The following is a 17989-nucleotide window of genomic DNA, read 5'->3' as shown; positions in this document are numbered from 1 at the left end:
CGAAGCCATCAGCGCATATCCACTTCACAGCGGCAGTTAAATAAGCGGTCGCGTTCGCGATTGCGGAGCGCAACGCGGTAGTTCGTTACCGCTTTGTGAGGAAAGCAGGATCAGTTGCACGTAGCCGTTTACCGGCGCATAAGCTGAAAAAAACCGATCGAGTAGTTTGGCAACTACGCTTAGCGTGGCTTAGAAGGCGAGAAACTTTCCGCCAAGGAAACAGAGAAGCTCGCGGCACAAGCCGCAAAAGAAGCCGAAGAAAATGCCGCGAAGGAAGCCGATGAGAAAGTGGCGGAGCACGCGGAAAAGAAGGCAGGGAAGGACGCCGAAAAGGAAGCGGGCGAGGAGAAGACCGGTGATGGAAAGAAGGTCAAGCAAAAGAAGAAGATGAAGTGCGGCGAGTACGGTCGCTACGACAAACTTAAGCAGAAGACGGGCGACAACGAGTTCGATCGGGATCACATTCCATCCAAAGCAGCGTTGAAAGAGCGGGCGAAGTCTCTGAATGATGGTCAGGATCTGACTGCTGCGCAGAAGAAGGCGATCGACGATTGGGGTGAAGCTATTGCAATTCCGCGCCAGCCGCATATTGATGTTAGCCCGACTTACGGTCAAACGGCCGCTGAAGCAGCGAAGGATGCGAAGAATCCGGCCGGCTCGGCACGTCGGGATGTGGAAGCCATGCTAGGTAAGATTGAAGAATATGATGCTGACGGAGGCTGTAAGAGTGCCTATCAGAAGGCCACTGCAAAGATCATGCGTACGGATAACAAAGCATTCGACGAATGCATTAACCAAGACTTTGCAAAAGTTGCAGTGAGGTGTTTATGACTGGCGTAAATGATCTGCCGAGCCTGCTCGGCCACTACCTGGTGAAGACGAAATCACCGGATTCTTATCGAACGTTGGCATCACTGACACGCCGAAGCTGAAGCGTGGCGATACGACTGCCATCGTTACCAACGGAGATGCAGGTATAGAGGTTACATTTCGAGATTCCGAGGCGTTGGACATCGTTACCCGTGAATATCCAGAGGGTGCGCTCGTGCTATCCAACGTTCGTTTTTATGGGATTAAGACTGATGACTTTGAGCCCTACTCTGCTCAGTTACCTGTAGGTATGTCGTTCGGTACTGCAAAGCAGACATTGATTGACACCTTGATCGCCGTTGCTGCGACGGGCATCGAACAAGTATCTAATCTACAAGACCGTGTTCCTTGTTATAAACGTCCGGAATTCCAGCCGACACCCAATCGATGCCCCCAACCGCCACTGGCAAATCGAATCGCGATAACCAACGCATCATAGAAGTAGGTAATTGATTTCTCGCCATTTGCCAAACTTAAAGTCTTTTGGGTCGACCAAGAAGCGCCGTAACAAACTCCGGATCATTGTCAAAATTAAGCCCGTAAGGAAGCGCATCGGAGAACCCCCGCTTGAAGGTGGCCGTCCGAAAAATGAATTTCCCTTCGCTCCTCGGCGGAGCGAGGCTCTCTTCTTCGTAAAACTTATAGCCCTGAAAAGTGAGCACCAGCTTGCCGTCATTCGAATCGACGTAAACCGTGCTCTCATTCTTTTTTGGCCGTGCCTCGATCCCAATGCTCAACAGGCAGTCATCGAAGGTCGGATCGGCGGAGGCGTGTCCAAGAAAGGACAACAGTTCAATCATGGTGACTCGCGTTCAACGTTCCTCTAACCCTGGCAGGCGTGATGACGATGTGTCGGACGGCGAGAGGCTGCTTGGTGAAACGAACGAAAACCGAGTATCCATTCGTCTGGTCCCATGTGTATTCAACGGTATTCGTCTGACCAAAATCATCATCCTCGTCCCGAATGAAGTCGGGGTGACCAAGTTTCGAAATGCATGCCTCCGGCAATGTCGGTTTCGGTACCACACTCGGCCAGGCACCAGAATATGCGTAATAGTTATCCTCGGCTGCTATGTAGAGAAATACTTTCGAGAAAAGCAGATCACCGTCCTCCTGAACCGCCCCGAAGTCATCCGCAAATTCACGCGGCTTGATGAATTCCATGGAAATTCCAGACACGGGAATCTCCAGCAAGGCAAAGGGTATTCCGGAATCAGAGGAGTACTCGAAGCGCTCCTCGACGCCGTTCCTCGAAAGGAAATCGTCGAATGCCGGATTGGTTACTGGCCGTCCAAAATATTTCAGCAAATCATCGATTCCCACGATGATTTCTCTTTGTAAAAACTTGCTCGATTAGCTTGATGAGATCACTTCAATATTCCGCGTTCGCCTCCCCGCCTACCTCAACGGTCTATTTTTCATACTTCCCCGACATTCTTCGCTTATCTCGTGGCATCGTCAATCGGTGCCGGCCAGGATGCGGGTGTAAGGCCGACCTGAATCAGCCGAACCTGTTGACGTGCATCGTCGTAATCAAGAAAAATTCTCACGCCCTTCTCAATATCCCAAGCTTCCGTGTTGAATTCTTCGTCAAACAACACCGACGGGCCCAAGTGACTCGTGATCGCCGCACGATCCATGTGGAACGAAATCTCATTCAATAGTGCCCCCTGGTATGCGGTGAAATCATCATCGCCAGGTCCAAAGAGAAAAATCGCGGCCAGGATCGGTGCACCTCCTTCAATCGTTAGTCCATGTTCCTCCGCGACGTAGTCCGCTTCCTTGAACAGTGCACTCAGGCCCACGGATTCCTTGTTGAGATAAACACTTGAATCGTCGTGGGGAATCTCTGGACGCAATGGTAGTTTCGCAAGTGACAAAAAAGCCTGCACGGCAGGGTAACTCGCCTGCTTGCCGACGAGTTCTACCAGCTTATTCATTTCCAACATAAGCTTGTTTGTTTCGATACTTTTAAAGGATCAAGTCTGAGCGTCAACAATTGGGTGATCCGTCAAGAAACTCTCTGAGTGGTATAGATGAAGCATGATCGTCACGCGATCCACCCGCTGCTCCTGGACGCTGAACATAACGTGAAGCAGATAGCTTTCAAAATTCCAGACATAGTACCCGGAGTACTCTTTCACGCTACCCGTCACTGGCTTGCCCAGCAGATCGAGAAGTTTTCTGGTTTGAAGGAAAAATGGATCCCATGTGGAAGCTGTCCCACGAACCCCGGGGAGCCAAATATGCCTCGGCGGAAATACTTGATGCCCGAGAACAAAAAACTCCCCGGCGGGTCGGGAAAGCGCGGCTGATCAAAAAACAGCTCGCCCCCCTTGTCAGCCGTGTGATCTATCTGTACGTACCAGTCAGTTGGCTTGGCTGACGCGACGTCCGACAGGTCAAATCCTGACAGGGCGCGCGCAAGTCCTGCGTCCGACACGGGCTTTCTGAAAAGCGAACGAGCCAGATCAAATTCGGGATGGCCGTGCAACTGGACTCTCAAGGCGCTCGGCGCCGGAGGCAGCGGCAGAATCCAGCCGATCTGAAGATGTTTGATAGCGCTGCCTGACACGTCGTAGAAAATCAATATCCAGTAGTTTTCGACATCCCATCGAGCACAAACGACACATCCCTGTTCGACGAATCGCCACTGGGGTGGGCCCAACCTGGCCACCACCCCGACGTGATCGTCGGTGAATACAACACCTTGCGGTAAGCCACCCTGGTAATTTTTGTGATGGTAGTAACTCTCATCGTTGTAAAACAGAATGGTGGTCAGTATTTTTTCATCACCCAAAACTGCATCATCGTCTCGATAGAAAGAGCCATCACAGAACGACAATGCAAATCCCTGCTGTTGAAAAAACGAGTACCCTACCCATTCCCCTTCGAAAGCAAAGGATGGGTTACTACCTTGCGTGGCAACAAGCCCGAGTGTCTGTACCGCATCAACAACATTCACCCCGAGAGCATTCGTGATTTCTTGAATATTCATAGAACCTCTCGACATTTCCCGTCAGATTTCGGCCGGCGAAATAACCATATGCCTCACGGCAGGTGGATTCTTCAGAAAGCGGATGAAAATACTAAAGCCATTGACATCATTCCATGTAAGCTCGATGTTATTCGGTCGCCCGAATCGATCACCTTCATCCCTGACACGCGCTGCCGGCCCAAATTGCTTCACCGCTTCTTGCTGGGTCACGCTTATCGATAACTCGGGAAAAACCTCACCGGAATAGGCATCGAAACCATCCTCCGGCACGGCATAGATAAAAATTGATGAAAATATCATTTCACCATCTTCCCGAGTGCTTCCGTATTGCTCCTTGTAAGCACCAGGCCGCATAAACTCAAGAGACAAGCCCAGCTTTTCCAATGAAATTCGCTCGGCGGGATTACCTGACTCGTGGTCAAAAACCGGCCTTTCATAAATTTCATGCTCCGTCAAGAATTTATCAAAATTCAGACTTTGAGCCGGTAATCCAAAAAAAAAACAATCAACTCTTGAACTTGCATATCACTTTCTCTCTGTTGAGATAAATACGCGAATCGGAGCGAGAAATCTTTGGGCGCAACGGAAGTTGCGCAAGCGACAAGTTCACGCGTTAATTATCTTAACAGTCCATCCCTCATATTTTCTCAGAAAATTTTCGCCCGCCTTGTGACGTTGAAGACGATTACGAATTTTTGCTGCCCTTCGCTTCATCGACGATCCAGGTACCCATGCGACTGGTCCCTTATTCAATTGAGGATCCGCCGAAGAATAAAATTCCTCGACATTGCATCCACGCAGATGAGCGCCACCGACGCAATCAGGGAAAATTGTGGGGATTCTCAAAAATCTCCCATGTATTGCCGTCATACCTTGCCAGCTTGGGCGAAGACAACGCGCAAAGCACACCATCCTTTGACTCCATGCTCGCAACCCCTTCAAGACGGCATTTATCGCTCGCAGGCAGGCGGAACGGCCCCGCGTCTCCTAGCTCGTAGATTCCATCTCTAGCCCCAATAAAAAGGCACCCCTGAAATGTCGCCAACGAGTAAAAATCCGTGGCTAAATTTTTCCGCGCGACCGCGTTGCATCCGTCATGAGCATTGCCTTTCAGAAGGGTGCCTTTACTCCCGCTATCCAAACGAACGTGTCCGACACTGGAAGCATTGAAACAGAAAACATATCGCCGTTGATCGCATAACAGGAAACGAACGTAATCTAAACGCTCTTCAAAGACCAATCGACCGCCGTAGCTTCGAGCGGGCACTCAAACTGTCGACGGGAACGTTAAGCGGTCATGGGTGCCATGTCTTTCAATGACTCATCCCACCATCCGATCCTGAACGCTGTCACGGTGAGCGCCTTGAAATCATCTCCGCGGAAGCCCGAAAGACTAACACCGAGCGTCCTGAAGACAATGAAGCCATCGCCCTCGTACGCATCAGAGTCGAGGGCGTGCAATTCCGAAATCGTTCGGCTGTGTGCCTGTTGGAAAATCTGCACCCCTTGGACGGTCACGTTTGCATACGACGACGGGAAACCGATCTCTGCCACGGTCTCATCTGCGGCATAGGTCATCAACTCCGCATCACGCACCTCGGATCTGTTTCCTAGGAAATTTTTCAACTTGCGCGACGGCGCACCCCAGAAGCGTTCGACTTCGTCAGGCGACATGCCGAAGCGAATCTCGGCAACACCGGTTTGCGGGAAAATCTCATATACCTTCTTGCGATCCATGGCTCATCTCATTGGTAACAAACCATTCTTCTCCAGACACTTGAAATACTCCAGCATTTCGAGCATCGCCTCATTGTACTTTCGGGGATCGTCAATTCCTGCGGCAATTCGACGGACATCCAGAATTTCCTTCAGCATCGCCTCGCGCCATTTGCCATCCTGCAAAAGGCCTTTGATCATGTTTCGGTAGGCTTTGCCCAAATTGCCGTTCTGGCCATTGCTACTAGTCGCAGCATGGTCGTCAGGCTCCATCTGAATCGCGGGGCCGTCGCTTCGTTTGAGTGAGCTCACATCATCGGCAGGCATGTGATGCGAGTCCTTGCCGTCATTGGCAGGTTTGCTGGTCTTACTGTGCGCGCCGCCGCGGTACGGACCTTTCCCAGAACCCTGTTTCAGATGATCACACGGGCCGCCTTTGACCTTGCCCCCGTCCTTACCCGATGGCGGTTTGGAAGCTTCTTCACCAGCAGACTTCTCGGCATCCTTTTCTGCCTGCTTGGTTTCCTTCTCGGCCAGTTCCTTCGCCGCCTTCTCCTCGGCCTCTTTTGCCACCACTTTCTCTGCTTCCCTGGCAGCTAGCTTCTCTCCTTCCTTTACCGCCAATTCTCCACCCTTGACGGCATACTTGCCTGCCAAGGCTGCATCACCCACGACTGGAATCGCAGCGACCGCAGAGATCTCTGCATTGACGAAATCGCCTTCAGCAGCATAGATACCCGCGTTGAGCAGATCAGGAACCGCACCCAGCCCGGGGATCAACCCAGCCGCATCAAGCCCGCCGTGAACCCATCCACCCACAGCCCCCCAAAACCCAACTTCGGTAGCGGTCTCGGGTTTGGGCGGCGGGTTAGCGGTCACCGTAATGGTCGGCAGCGTCACCGACGTCTCGCCCACCACCTTGCCGACGGTGTTGCCAGTCTTCGGCGCAGACAGGTCAGGCAATTTCAGATCGGGATGCTGCGCCCGGTATTGCGCGTACTTAGCGTAATCGTAGGTTTCCTGACTCAGCAGGTCTCCCTTCCCATCCTGCCCCTGCCACTCCTGCATGACCACGCCGTCCGATTCCGGCCAGAAGCCCAGCGTGTTGCCATCCGGCAACTTCCGGAACCCCTTGCTGATCGTGATATTGAGTGTCGGTATCGTGTCTGGCATTTCTTCTTATGGCCCATTCATCCAGAACAGGTCGTCGTGACGAATCACGAGCTTTCCCTCGGCACGGACTGTCGAGCTGTGCGTTTTCGGATAGCAGTTGCCCGCGTCCGTGTTGCTCTTCACGCCCATTGCCTTGCCGGCTTCGTCGCCCTTGGTGGTCGGCACCTTGCTCATGTCGAACACCACCACTGGGTACCCGTTGGCACGCACGCTTTTCGCGACCTGGACCGCATCGCCGAGCTCCGCGACGACGGGATACGGCACAGGTGGCGTAGCGCCGCCCATCGGGGTCTTGCAGACATCAGGAACAATGCTGACGACACGCCATCCGCTCTCCTGGCGGGCCACATAGTTTTCGGCCATAACTAGACGGTCTCCTGCTGGGTCAGGTTCGCATTCGCCGGCGCTGGCGCGGCGACGAGCGGCGCCGCCGGGTCGGTCTCATAGCGCAACTCGGCGACGCGCACCGGCGCATCGGCGGGGACGCGAATCCGGTAGGTACAGACCAGCATCATTTGCGTGGTATCGACGATCAACGTATCGAGCAGCATCCGGAACGGCAGCATGTAGCCGTTCCTGAAGCGCAGTAAGACGAACGGCCGGTGGCCAGGCAACGCCACCGAAAGACGACCATCCGGCGTGAGATCGGGGGAAGTGAGATTCCACAATTCGATGCGAGCGTTCGGTGACGGATACGGAATCTGCTGATCCGCCGGAGCACAATTCCAGTAGCCGAAGTCGAAATCTTTCGGGAGATAAGGCCACCGATGCTTCAGCCACGCGTCGTCGTAGGTTCCCGCGAGGGCGAGGCGGGGCGCCCAGGCGCGCCCCACGGCTCCGAATCCCGCCGGTATTGCACCGTAGGTCCGGGCGATTTCGGCCATTTGCGCCGCGGTCGAATCGCCTTCGGGGTGTTTGCAAAACAGCAAATGCCGCGTTGGTGCGTTGATCGCTTCAATCCGCGGCGCCGGCATCGCGCGTGGCAGAGCCTGGCCGCTCTTCCCAGCCCTTTGAAAATACCGCTGGTCGAGCCAGCCGCAGCCTGGCGGATTACTGAAACACACTTCATTGAGCAGGAACTCCGGCGCCGTCGGATCTCGCGAATGCTCCGGGTTACGAACAACGCTGCGCCCGCCAAAAGCATGCTCCCACGTCATGGATACACTCGAGGCGGCTTCAGGTTTCATCAAGCGCCATCCACGCCACAGGGTGAGCACGTCGCGCTGAAAACGGCGCGGTCCGGTCACACGTAGCGTCTTGTCCAGCAAAGCGCGAAACCGGGGGGCTTCGTCACGTTGCCGCTGTTCCTCGATTCGTGCGCATTCAAGCTCATCACGTTGCCGCGCATTCAAAGCCATGCCTGGCGACAACGGGTGGGGAACATCGACGGATGTTGCGGGCTCGGGCAACGGTTCGCTGACGCGCATCCGGACATCCCAGCGCGGCACGGCGTGTCCGCCTGGCGCATGAGCCGCGCCACGCAGCACGACGTCGCAGCGCGGTTTGTAGGGAGCGAGGTCGCTCTCCTCACGCACACAGGACTCGCCTACTTCGCCTTCGTATTCGTCCGCCATGCAAAGCGGAACGGGTTCGTCGTCGAGCACTTCAGCCATGAAGCCGGCACCGTCCCGCGCGGTCAGCCTGTAACCGACCTTCATCGCAATGACGCGATGCTCCCGGTCGTCGACATCCAGCGCGCTGAAACACAGCGCCTGGAAAGGCGTGAGGTTGCGAAAGTCCATGAGCAGGCCGGTCAGTTGATGTCGACGTCCTTACCGCTGATCTGGACCGGCCCGCTCGCGGAAAAATCGAAGGTACTGCCGTTGATCGTGACCGCGCCATCCGACGTCATGACGAGCACCGATTTACCGACCCGAACCTCGAAGCGGTCGCCAGCCTGGATGACATACGTTTTACCCACCATCGTCTGTTTGCTGAGCCCGACTTCCTCTCCCTGGGCCAGGCCGACACTCGTATTCATGCCACCGGCCACCGTCACCTGATAGGCCGCGCCGACGGTCAGGGCCTTGGCGAGTCCGATGGTTTCCGCCTTCGCCAACGCTACGGTTTCGGCCTTCGCCCCGCCGATCGTCACGGTTTCATTGGCACCGACCGTTTCGGTCCGGTTCTCGCCAATTGAAATGGTCTCGTTCAGATCGACCCGCTCGGTGCGATTCTGGTGCACCGTGATGGTTTCGTTACCATCCACCGTTTCAGTCCGGTTCCGCAAGACCTGGGTGGTTTCATCCCGGTCAATCGTTTTGGTGCGGTCACGGCCTACCGTATGCGATTCGTCGTTCTCGACTTCGATGCGCTGATCCTTCTCCGCGTGAATCCATACTTCTTCCTCGCCAAGCTTGTCCTCGAAGCGGATTGCATTGGCGTTGGCGGCTGTCGCCCCCTTGCTCGAACGCGTCAGAAAGCCGCTCTGCGTCGCGTTAGCCGGCAGTGCCCAAGGCGGCATGTTCTGCGCGTTATAGACGCGCGATGTAATTAGGGGCCGGTCTGGATTTCCGTCAAGGAATGAAACCACCACCTCGTCGCCAATCCGCGGAATCTGGATGGCGCCGAAACCACCGCCCGCCCACGGTTGCCCCACGCGCACCCAGCACGAACTGCTCGCGTTCTTCTGGCCCAACCGATCCCAATGGAACTGCACTTTCACCCGCCCCAGGCTGTCGGTGAAGATCTCTTCGCCTTTGGGGCCCACCACGATGGCTGTCTGCGGTCCCGCAATGACAGGACGGGGAATTGACGACGTAGTCCGGTAGGGAATCTTCTTGCGGATGCACTGGAAGCTCGCCGAGTACGACGCGGCGCCTTCGTTGGACTGGTAATTGTTCACCCCATGATGCCGAACAGCCGTGATCAGGAACTGCTGATCTTCCTTGCTGCCACTGCCCGGGTCGTAGTGATCGGTGAGCTCGAAATACCGGTTCGGCGTCATCGTGCGGCTATTGGTCGAGCCCGTGAACGCCTTGCCGTTAGCCGCCAACGCTTCCAGGCGAAAGCGCGCGAGTTCCTCACCGCGATCCGTCGAATCGAAGCCGTGCAATCCCAGGTAGTCGTACACCTCGTAATGGTCGACGTCGCCCTGCTCGATCGGCGTATCACCCGAGACGTAGCGCCGCGCATTTGGCACCTTATAGTCGAAAGTCTTGACGCTGACGGTGTCCGAGGAAAGCTGGCGTTGTGAGACCCACTGTGTGACTACCGCTTCATCTTCGAACGTCTCGCCGGCCGCATAGCGCAGCGCGACCTGTCCGTCGATCGGCTTCGCATTAGTGGACATATCCGTCACGATGAGCTTGTGGCCGTCCTTCGTGTGCTCGAAATAGAAGTACAAGCCCTCCTGATCCATCAGGCGCAGGACAAAGTTGAGATCCGTTTCACGGTACTGCGTGCAATAGCTGTACGGCTTGATCGCGCGCGAGACGCGAAACTCGTACGACGCGAGCTTCGCGTACTGGAAAAAAACCTTGCCGAGAATGTCCTGGACATTCTGATCCTGGAAGATGCGCGAATCGACGCGTCGCGACAGCATCCAGAGCCACGGGCGTACCGATGCGGTATAGCTCGCGAGTCCGCCGTCAGTGCCGACGTGCGCGAAATGCGTCACGTAGCCGTGAAAATACCGGGCCTCACTACTACTCAACGCGTTCGTCAATTGCAGCGACACCGTCACGGGCTGGCCGATCATCTGCTTCAGTTCGATGTTCGCATTGCGCGACGCCAGGCCAAGCTGTATGTCGAACAGCGTCGACAGCCCTTCGCTGCACTGGAAGTCCCCGAGAACAAGTTCCGACGTCCCTGCAAGCGGTGTTTTGACAGTCAGCAAACGACTGTTTTGCAGATTCATGAAACCTGCGATATCTGACAGCTGCATATGCCTCCCTCAGAATGCCTTCGCCCTTATTAATGGCATTCAAGCGGCGAAATAATAATCCACGAATCGCGCGCGCGGAGCATCAGGATAAATATTTGACACTGTCATCTATAATGCATCGTCATCTGCTATCGAAATCGACATCGAAATAATTTCCGACTTTCAGAAACATTCGGTATCTTTACCTTGGCCGCCTCGTATCATCGAGAATTTCCCCCTGAGCGAGGCTAACTGCTGGCCTCTGCGGCGAGTCCGGATTATATTGACGTCCGCGGCTAACGGACCGGTTCGCCAAACGCAGTTATTTTCAAAGCTATCTATTCAGCATTATTAATTCGACGCCATGCCGAAGTCAGTCGCATTGTGGGAACCATATTGTCATCGACCTGACGCCGAATTTCATTTGTCGAAATTTGCTGACCGCGTGCTTGGCGCCAAAGCCGGTGTGATTTTCTTTGATGGCCTGAGTGCCGTCCGGTTGAGACCTTCCGTCCCGGATCGTGACGGCGATGCGGTGACCCTCGTCGTCACGTCGTCGCGTCTTCCCCTCGGTGTCCCCGATCCGCTCAGCAGCGCCGATCCGCAAACCATCCATCAGTTGTCACAGGCGTGGACGAAACGGCTTACATCGGCAGTGAGCGGCAGTACAAATGGCCCCTCGGGCTTCGGACAGGGCCTGGCGAAAGCACGCACCTTCATCGAAAACCACAAGACTGGTTTCGATGCCGCAGCGGTCGCAGGCGACACGTTCGGTGTCCTTGCAGGTGTCGTCTCGTTAGGCGCCCTGTTTGCGACCGGTGTCGCGCTTGCGCCGGTTCTCGGCGTGGTCGCCGGGGCGGCAGCGCTCCTGCTGCTGGCAGAAGACAGCAGGATGCTCACCTACGAACTACGGGGTGACGAGGTACGGAAAAAGCAGCTCGAAAACTCCTGGCACTACAAGATGGTAGAGACGGTCGGCCCGATTCTGGTCTTACCGGATCTCGCGGTTAGTGGCGCGCGCACGCTCGCGTCCATGCCCAAAGCTGCCCGCGAAGTCGGTGAAGCAGCCGAAGAAGTCACCCAGGCAGGCCGGCGGCTGGCAGATCAACGCCAGGCCATCGATCGCTTCACTCACGCCAACCTGGACAATCCCGATCAGTTAAAGATGCGCCAGCAGGCCAACCAGATGCGGCAACAAGCCAGCAGCCTCGCCAACAGCGTACGCACAGCGCAGCAAAAGCTCCTCGCCGCCCGTCACGAGCTGATACTGCTGAGAACCATCGAAGCACCCGCTTACATGGCCACGATCTACGGTACCGGCGTGTACGGCGTCGATCCGCCCGATATGCTCACGCACAGTCTCGAGTGGATGACCGAGCCTTCACGGCGCGATCCCGATCACCCAGCCCATCTGCTCATGCCGCAACGTCTGAACAACGCGGACCGGACCGGCCAGCCCGCGCCCGTTCTGCAATTTCAGGTTGGCGTCAGCCACCATCCGGAGTACGTTCAATGACGCCCCCCGATCAACGCGCTGCGACAGACACCGGCCAGGCCATTCCGACCGAGCGACCGGGTAATCGGCCGCCGGGCGCGCCGAAGCAGGCAGCCGTCGCCGGAGGGGCCTTTTTCCTCGGGGCCGGGTTGACGTTCGTCGAGCTCGTCGATAGCGCCGCCGCGTTGAAGGGCATGACCGACGACGACATTTTCCTGCCGGCCTGGATCGTTCTCGCGATTCTCATGCTTACCGTCGGCATCGGCGTCGGAAGCGGCAAGCGTTGGGCGGTCCGCTTCTTTCGCTGGCTATCGTTTGGCGCCATGGCACTTTACCTGCCGTTGCTGGCGTTAGCCTTCTATCTGAAGTCAGGGCCGACACCTGTCGATGCGGATCTCGCCTGGGTGATGTTTGCTTTCGCCGTCGTCAAACTGCCGTGTCTTGTCGTGATCTATCGCGCGTTCCGCCAATTGCGCTGGCTTGACCCCGATTCGCTACCCCATGAATGGGAGCCGCCGTTCCGGCAGCGCTGAACTGATCGCCGATGGATGAACTGCTGCCCCATTACGAGCGCGAGCTGGCGCTATTACGTCACTCGGTGCAGGACTTCGCGGGACATTATCCGAAGATCGCCGCGCGACTCGGACTAACGGACGGTGAGATCGCCGATCTGCATGTCAGCCGGCTCCTGCAGACCTTTGCCCTGCTCGGCGCCCGTATTAGCGCCAGGCTGGATGACGACTATCCGCAGTTCAGTGAAGCGCTTATCGACACGCTCTTTCCCGAACAGCTACGTCCTGTCCCATCCTGCGCGATCGCACAGTTCCACATCAGTACCACGGCGAGCCAGTTGACTGCACCGCTGATCGTGCCGCGCGGCACCGAACTGGAGGATCGCAATGGCACCTGCCGGTTCCGGACCGGGTACGACGTCACGCTTGCACCCATCACGATCAAGGCGGTCCGCGTCACGCCTGCGTCCGCCGCATCACCGGCGCGACAACTTCCTTCGAACACCTCAGTCCTGCTCTCGATCACATTCGCGTCACTGACAGACGAGACGGCCTTTCGTGATGCCATGCCGGACTGGCTGCGTCTACACCTTCATGGCGCACCGGCATTCGTTGCCGCGTTGACTGACGCGCTCCTGCTACACGTGCCCAAGGCTTTTATCGAGAGTGACACGAACGATCGATGGAAAGCCTTGACGAAGGTCCCGCTCGCCGCCGCCGGCTACGAGGAGCAGGACGCCCTGATGCCTGACAGCGGGCAGGCACATGCCCCATGGCGACTGTTACGCGAATACTTCGCTTTCCCGGACAAATTTGCTTTCGTGGATCTGGATATGGCGATGCTGGCGCGTGTCGCAGGACCGTGTCGGCAAATGACCTTGCACCTTCCGGTGGTCGACGTTGCCGAAGCCACACGCCTGCGCTCGCAGCTCGATGCCGTTACAGTCGATCACTTTCAGCTCGGCTGCACCCCTATCGTGAATGCGTTCGGTCGCGATGCCACGCCCGTTACCCTCACGTCAGAAGCAGCAACTTACACGGTCGCGCCGCAAATGCTGGGCATGCGGGATATCACCGTGCGTTCGATCGATGCCGTCCGGTGGACAAAAGACCTTTCGCCGGACGCCATGGGGGAAACAACTCTATCTCCGTATCACGGTTTTGTTCACCAACATGCAAGCAATACCACGTCGCTTTACTGGCTGGCATGTGACCAGGCAGAAATGCGTGAAGTCCGGCACCGCACGGGGATAATGCTTGTCGATCTCGACGGACAGCCGGCTCCGCATGCCACAGGCCAGCTTCTGGTCCGCCTGACCTGTACCAATGGCAATTTTCCGCAGACCCTACCGGTGGGCCACCCGGATGGAGATCTGTACAACGAGGCAGAAAATCTTCCGGGCCCGGTCTCGCTATTGCGTGCGCCCACAAGCGTCCATGCCAGTCAAAAAGAGCACCGCGCACTATGGCAATTAATTGCCGGCCTTTCGCCACACGCGCTTACGTTGCGATCGGTGAGTGTCGGGGCGTTCAAGGAACTGCTCCGTTTGCTGTCTTCCGACATCAACGGCTCACGCGCACTCGTCGACGCTATCACGGACGTCTCGCATAAATCGGCCATGCAATGGCTGTCGATCCCACCGATGCCAACGTTCGTTCGCGGCCTTGAAATCACGGTGACGATCGAAACATCGGCGCTCGCCACCGTCAGTCTGTACGCATGCAGTCGCCTGCTCGAACCGTTTTTCGCCCACTTCGCGCCGGCCAACGGCTATGTACAATGCGTTATCCGGGAGGCAGACTCGAACCGTGTACTGATTCGCGGGCTCCCGCATCCAGGCACATCTGCGCTGCTATGAGGCGGCCATACCCCATCCTGCGACTGGATTTCCAAAGCAATTTAATGTTCAAGAGAAATCGAAGCACTTTACTTGACGATATCCACGTAGTCGCTTAGCGATACGCACCGACACGAGTAATAAGCTACATAGTAGTAACGCAGCCATGAATGGCCTTGATCCCGAGGAATACCCGCATCGCGGCATGTCATTACCCGCATTGCCGAGACATACCCGCAATCGTGTCGACGATCTGTTGCAACGTGTCGTTCCGATCATCGTTGCACTACTTCGTGCCGCCGCCTGCGCTGCGTCTTTTGGGTTTGTGGTGATTGCGATGAAACGGCAGCGTGCGCACCAATGTCCGTTCCGGATCGTGTTCGGCGTAGCTAGCCAGCGGTGCCCGCGGCTGCACTCCCACTCAAGGCGGGTAGAGCTGTTCACATAGACGTCCGAAACGCACAAGCCGCCTCGCTCCGCTGCGATGTTTCTCATCAATTCAATGCCAAGTTTGAGAGATTCACGTTTGCACGTTGCGCACCGGTATCCTCGAACCATTACGCTCGGGAGCGTCCGCCAGCGATGACCTTGCTGGCACTCCCATTTCAGCAGGGTCGACGTAGTGTGATAAGTCGTTGACAGGCAGCGGCCACGGCGCTCGCTGGCGATCGTGCGCATCATGCCTATTCCAAATCTCAAAGCCTGATACTGACATTGCGGACACCACGCACCGCGCACAATTTTCGCGTCCTGTGTCTCCCATTCATGCCCTTCGCTACAACGAAACAGGTAATACGCCTTGCCACTCTCGTACCCGGAAACGAGACACACCCCACCCCGGTCTGCCGCGCACTGATGTGAGCGCTTGAGCCCGTCAGGGTTGCTGCATATCGGGAGATCGAGGTGGTGTCGCACGCGTACACAAAGGCCGTCCAGTCGGGCTACCTTGACCGGCATCCGTTCAAAGGCGAAGTACGGCTGGATGGTGAGAAAGCGCGCACCCGATATGTTGAAGACTGGGAGATTGTCGAATACCTGTCGATCGACTCGCGACGGAAGAAAGGCAGTGTGCTGGCGGTCCAGGCGTATAAGCGCATCAAATTGCTGACCGGCATGCGCCGCGGCGATCTGTTGCGCCTAACGATGTCCGACCTCCTCGACGACGGAATCCACGTGATTCATGACCGGCGTTTTACGGGAAACGAACCTGAAAGATCACTTCACGGAGCACGACATGCGAGCGAAATGCGCCAGCGACGCCGAGATACTGGAGCACGCTCAAGCGCTGCTTACGCACGCAGATGCCAAGCTGACACAGAGGATTTATCGCCGAAAACCGGAGCGCGCAAGACCACTCCGATAGGCTGATTTGGGGTACAGCGAGGTTTTAAGGGTACAGCGGCAGTTTGAAAAATGCCGCAAACCCTTGCTGGTATTCTGGCGGAGAGACGGGCCGCCAAATACAAATCCAATGGCCTCCAATTCCATCCAAATCCACTTCAATAATTTTATTTTATTCAATGACTTGCCGCATCCCTCCATCCAATTTACGCTAGAATTTTCCAAACCCATCCGACACTTTGCGATGGGCTAGATGATGGGCTGAATATCGATGCTAACCGACAAACAAGCAAAAGCACTCAAACCGGATAGCAAACCGGTCTTTGATGGAAAAGTCACCGGCTTACTTCTGACGCCGTCCAAATCCGGCTGCAAATGGACCCTGCGCTTTACCAGTCCCTTAACGGGCAAGCGGCGCGACGCCGGCCTCGGCACCTATCCTGAAACGTCTATTGCCGAAGCCCGCGAAAAAGCGCTAGCCATGCGCAAGCTCGTGGACAATGGCGAAGACCCAATTGATCAGCGCAACCGTGCGCGCGAAGCGGCCGCTGTCGCCATAGAAGCGCTCACGTTTGAGAAAGCTGCCCGAAAAGTTCACGAAGAACTCAAGCCAGGCTGGAAGAACAAAAAGCATGCCGCGCAATGGATCAGCACGCTTGAGACCTACGTCTTTCCCAAACTCGGAAACCGTAAGCTTTACGCGATCAACCCCGGTGATTGTGCTGATGTGCTGCGCCCCATCTGGCTCACCAAAGCTGAAACTGCCAGTCGCACAAGGCAGAGGATGCACGCTGTGATGCAGTGGGCGTGGGCGCACGGCCACATCACGGCAAATCCGGTTACCGTTGTGGACCACATCCTACCCAAACAGTCGAGCAAGCCGGAGCACCAACCCGCAATGCCATGGGCGGCGATTCCAAAATTCGTCACGGCACATCTTGCCGGCCATCAACCGACCGACAGCACTCGCGCAGCCCTGCTGTTGTTGATCCTCACGAGTACGCGTAGTGGTGAGGTACGAGGTGCGACATGGGGTGAATTTGACCTTGAAGGACGAATCTGGAGAATTCCTGCAGACAGAATGAAGGCGAAAGAGCCGCATCGTGTGCCCTTGTCAGCCGCGGCCACCTTGCTGGTGAAAACGCTCAAGGAACAGAGGCTGCATGACACTCTGGTATTTCCATCGCCGCGAGAGAAGGTACTGAGTGACATGACGCTGACCGCTTTGCTTCGCCGCGTCAAGGCCGAGAGCGACACAGTCGGACGCGTGGCAACCGCTCATGGTTTTCGTTCAAGCTTCCGGGATTGGGCGAGCGAACAGGGCTACGCGCGCGACCTCGCCGAACGTGCCCTCGCACATACCGTCGCGAACAAGGTCGAGGCCGCGTACCACCGCACCGATTTGCTTGAACAGCGTCGTCCGCTTATGGAAGCTTGGGCGAGACACGTCTATTCCACCTGACGCCATAACGGCGACCATGTATTTCCTTGCCGCCAGGAGAAAGCCCTCCGTGTGGCGCTACGATGCGTCGCGTGCTTGGGGTCGACTTTCGCCGCCAGGCGCTTCACCAATGCGTGTTCCGTGAGAATCGGCGGGTGCCGGCATTGCATCTTCTTTTCCGTGTCTGCGGCCTCGCCGTGACCAGCTCGGCTACTGCACGTTACTCCGACTGGACGAGAAACGTACGCCACCGATGTTCTGGTCGACCTTGGCCTCGTCGACCAAGCAGTTCGGATAGAGCTGGACGGGGTTGGATCTGCGAGCCGAACCGTGTCAAGTCAGTGCCGAGCACGCCGCGCGTCGGATTGATCGAAGTGCATCGGAGAAGCTACACTGCGCGCCGCGCCTTCCTGTAGCGGCTACCTCCCGGTGCTCGGGTCCGGGGGGAGGATGTCTTTCTACTCTCTAAAGACATTCACTCAACGCTCGCAATGAACGTTGCGCTTCCAGCGAAACAGCATCCCTTGTCCGACACTTTGGCACCACATGCCTATCCTGCCCTAGTGATACGGAATGCTTCACGCTGCCCATCATCGCGCGCATGCTGTCCGTTTCGCTGGCAGACCTGTTCAGTAAGTCGGACCGTTCACCGCGCAAACGCAGCTCCGCACCGAAGTGGCAGACGCAGATCGAGGCCATCTCGCGACAGGCCTAAGGCCAAACAGTAGTTCGTCGCCCAA

At 56.5% G+C, this 17989-nt stretch carries 16 protein-coding genes; 6 read left to right on the top strand and 10 right to left on the bottom strand.

Features of this window, described 5'->3' with window-relative positions:
* The first annotated feature begins 288 nt into the window (after nt 1-288).
* Nucleotides 289-831, top strand: a complete 543-nt coding sequence (locus LFL96_RS06500) for a hypothetical protein (protein WP_280999334.1) — start codon at nt 289-291, stop codon at nt 829-831.
* A gap of 512 nt (nt 832-1343) precedes the next feature.
* Here the strand turns inward: LFL96_RS06500 and LFL96_RS06495 are convergent.
* From LFL96_RS06495 to tssI, 10 genes are all read right to left on the bottom strand, one after another.
* Nucleotides 1344-1670, bottom strand: coding sequence for a hypothetical protein (locus LFL96_RS06495; RefSeq protein WP_280999332.1), 327 nt, complete (start codon nt 1668-1670; stop codon nt 1344-1346).
* A complete protein-coding gene (locus LFL96_RS06490) occupies nt 1663-2193 on the bottom strand; it encodes a hypothetical protein (RefSeq protein WP_280999328.1) in 531 nt (176 codons plus the stop codon). The genes LFL96_RS06495 and LFL96_RS06490 overlap by 8 nt, the downstream gene beginning before the upstream one ends.
* A 119-nt stretch (nt 2194-2312) precedes the next feature.
* Nucleotides 2313-2810: a hypothetical protein gene (locus LFL96_RS06485; protein WP_280999326.1), complete on the bottom strand. Its 498-nt coding sequence runs from the start codon at nt 2808-2810 to the stop codon at nt 2313-2315.
* A 212-nt stretch (nt 2811-3022) separates the two neighbouring features.
* On the bottom strand, nt 3023-3868 hold the full coding sequence (locus tag LFL96_RS06480; RefSeq protein ID WP_280999324.1) for a hypothetical protein: 846 nt from the start codon (nt 3866-3868) through the stop codon (nt 3023-3025).
* Nucleotides 3869-3889: 21 nt separating this feature from the next.
* Entirely contained in the window at nt 3890-4324 is a 435-nt protein-coding gene (locus LFL96_RS06475) for a hypothetical protein (RefSeq protein WP_280999322.1), read from the bottom strand.
* Between the two features lie 831 nt (nt 4325-5155).
* Nucleotides 5156-5605: a hypothetical protein gene (locus LFL96_RS06470; RefSeq protein ID WP_280999320.1), complete on the bottom strand. Its 450-nt coding sequence runs from the start codon at nt 5603-5605 to the stop codon at nt 5156-5158.
* Between the two features lie 3 nt (nt 5606-5608).
* On the bottom strand, nt 5609-6757 hold the full coding sequence (locus LFL96_RS06465) for a hypothetical protein (RefSeq protein ID WP_280999318.1): 1149 nt from the start codon (nt 6755-6757) through the stop codon (nt 5609-5611).
* Between the two features lie 6 nt (nt 6758-6763).
* Nucleotides 6764-7120 (bottom strand): DUF4150 domain-containing protein, encoded by a 357-nt coding sequence (locus LFL96_RS06460; protein WP_280999316.1) that lies wholly within the window; start codon nt 7118-7120, stop codon nt 6764-6766.
* Nucleotides 7121-7122: 2 nt separating this feature from the next.
* Nucleotides 7123-8499, bottom strand: a complete 1377-nt coding sequence (locus LFL96_RS06455; protein ID WP_280999314.1) for a DUF2169 domain-containing protein — start codon at nt 8497-8499, stop codon at nt 7123-7125.
* 11 nt (nt 8500-8510) lie between these two features.
* Nucleotides 8511-10643, bottom strand: a complete 2133-nt coding sequence (gene tssI, locus LFL96_RS06450) for a type VI secretion system tip protein VgrG (protein WP_280999312.1) — start codon at nt 10641-10643, stop codon at nt 8511-8513.
* A gap of 343 nt (nt 10644-10986) precedes the next feature.
* On the opposite strand from tssI, the gene LFL96_RS06445 reads away from it, so the two are divergent.
* From LFL96_RS06445 to LFL96_RS06425, 5 genes are all read left to right on the top strand, one after another.
* Nucleotides 10987-12138: a hypothetical protein gene (locus tag LFL96_RS06445; RefSeq protein ID WP_280999310.1), complete on the top strand. Its 1152-nt coding sequence runs from the start codon at nt 10987-10989 to the stop codon at nt 12136-12138.
* Nucleotides 12135-12650, top strand: coding sequence for a hypothetical protein (locus LFL96_RS06440; RefSeq protein WP_280999277.1), 516 nt, complete (start codon nt 12135-12137; stop codon nt 12648-12650). The genes LFL96_RS06445 and LFL96_RS06440 overlap by 4 nt, the downstream gene beginning before the upstream one ends.
* Before the next feature lie 11 nt (nt 12651-12661).
* Complete coding sequence (tssF, locus tag LFL96_RS06435; RefSeq protein ID WP_280999308.1) at nt 12662-14488, top strand: type VI secretion system baseplate subunit TssF; 1827 nt, start codon at nt 12662-12664, stop codon at nt 14486-14488.
* Between the two features lie 882 nt (nt 14489-15370).
* Nucleotides 15371-15835 carry a hypothetical protein gene (locus tag LFL96_RS06430; RefSeq protein ID WP_280999306.1) on the top strand — a complete coding sequence of 155 codons (465 nt, stop codon included), beginning with the start codon at nt 15371-15373 and terminating at the stop codon, nt 15833-15835.
* 244 nt (nt 15836-16079) lie between these two features.
* Nucleotides 16080-17270, top strand: coding sequence for a tyrosine-type recombinase/integrase (locus LFL96_RS06425; protein ID WP_280999304.1), 1191 nt, complete (start codon nt 16080-16082; stop codon nt 17268-17270).
* The last annotated feature ends 719 nt before the right edge of the window (nt 17271-17989 follow it).

The organism is Paraburkholderia sp. D15, assembly GCF_029910215.1.
Lineage (GTDB): Bacteria > Pseudomonadota > Gammaproteobacteria > Burkholderiales > Burkholderiaceae > Paraburkholderia.
The sequence above is the reverse complement of the archived record's forward strand: the minus strand, read 5'-3'. Positions and strand labels throughout refer to the sequence as shown.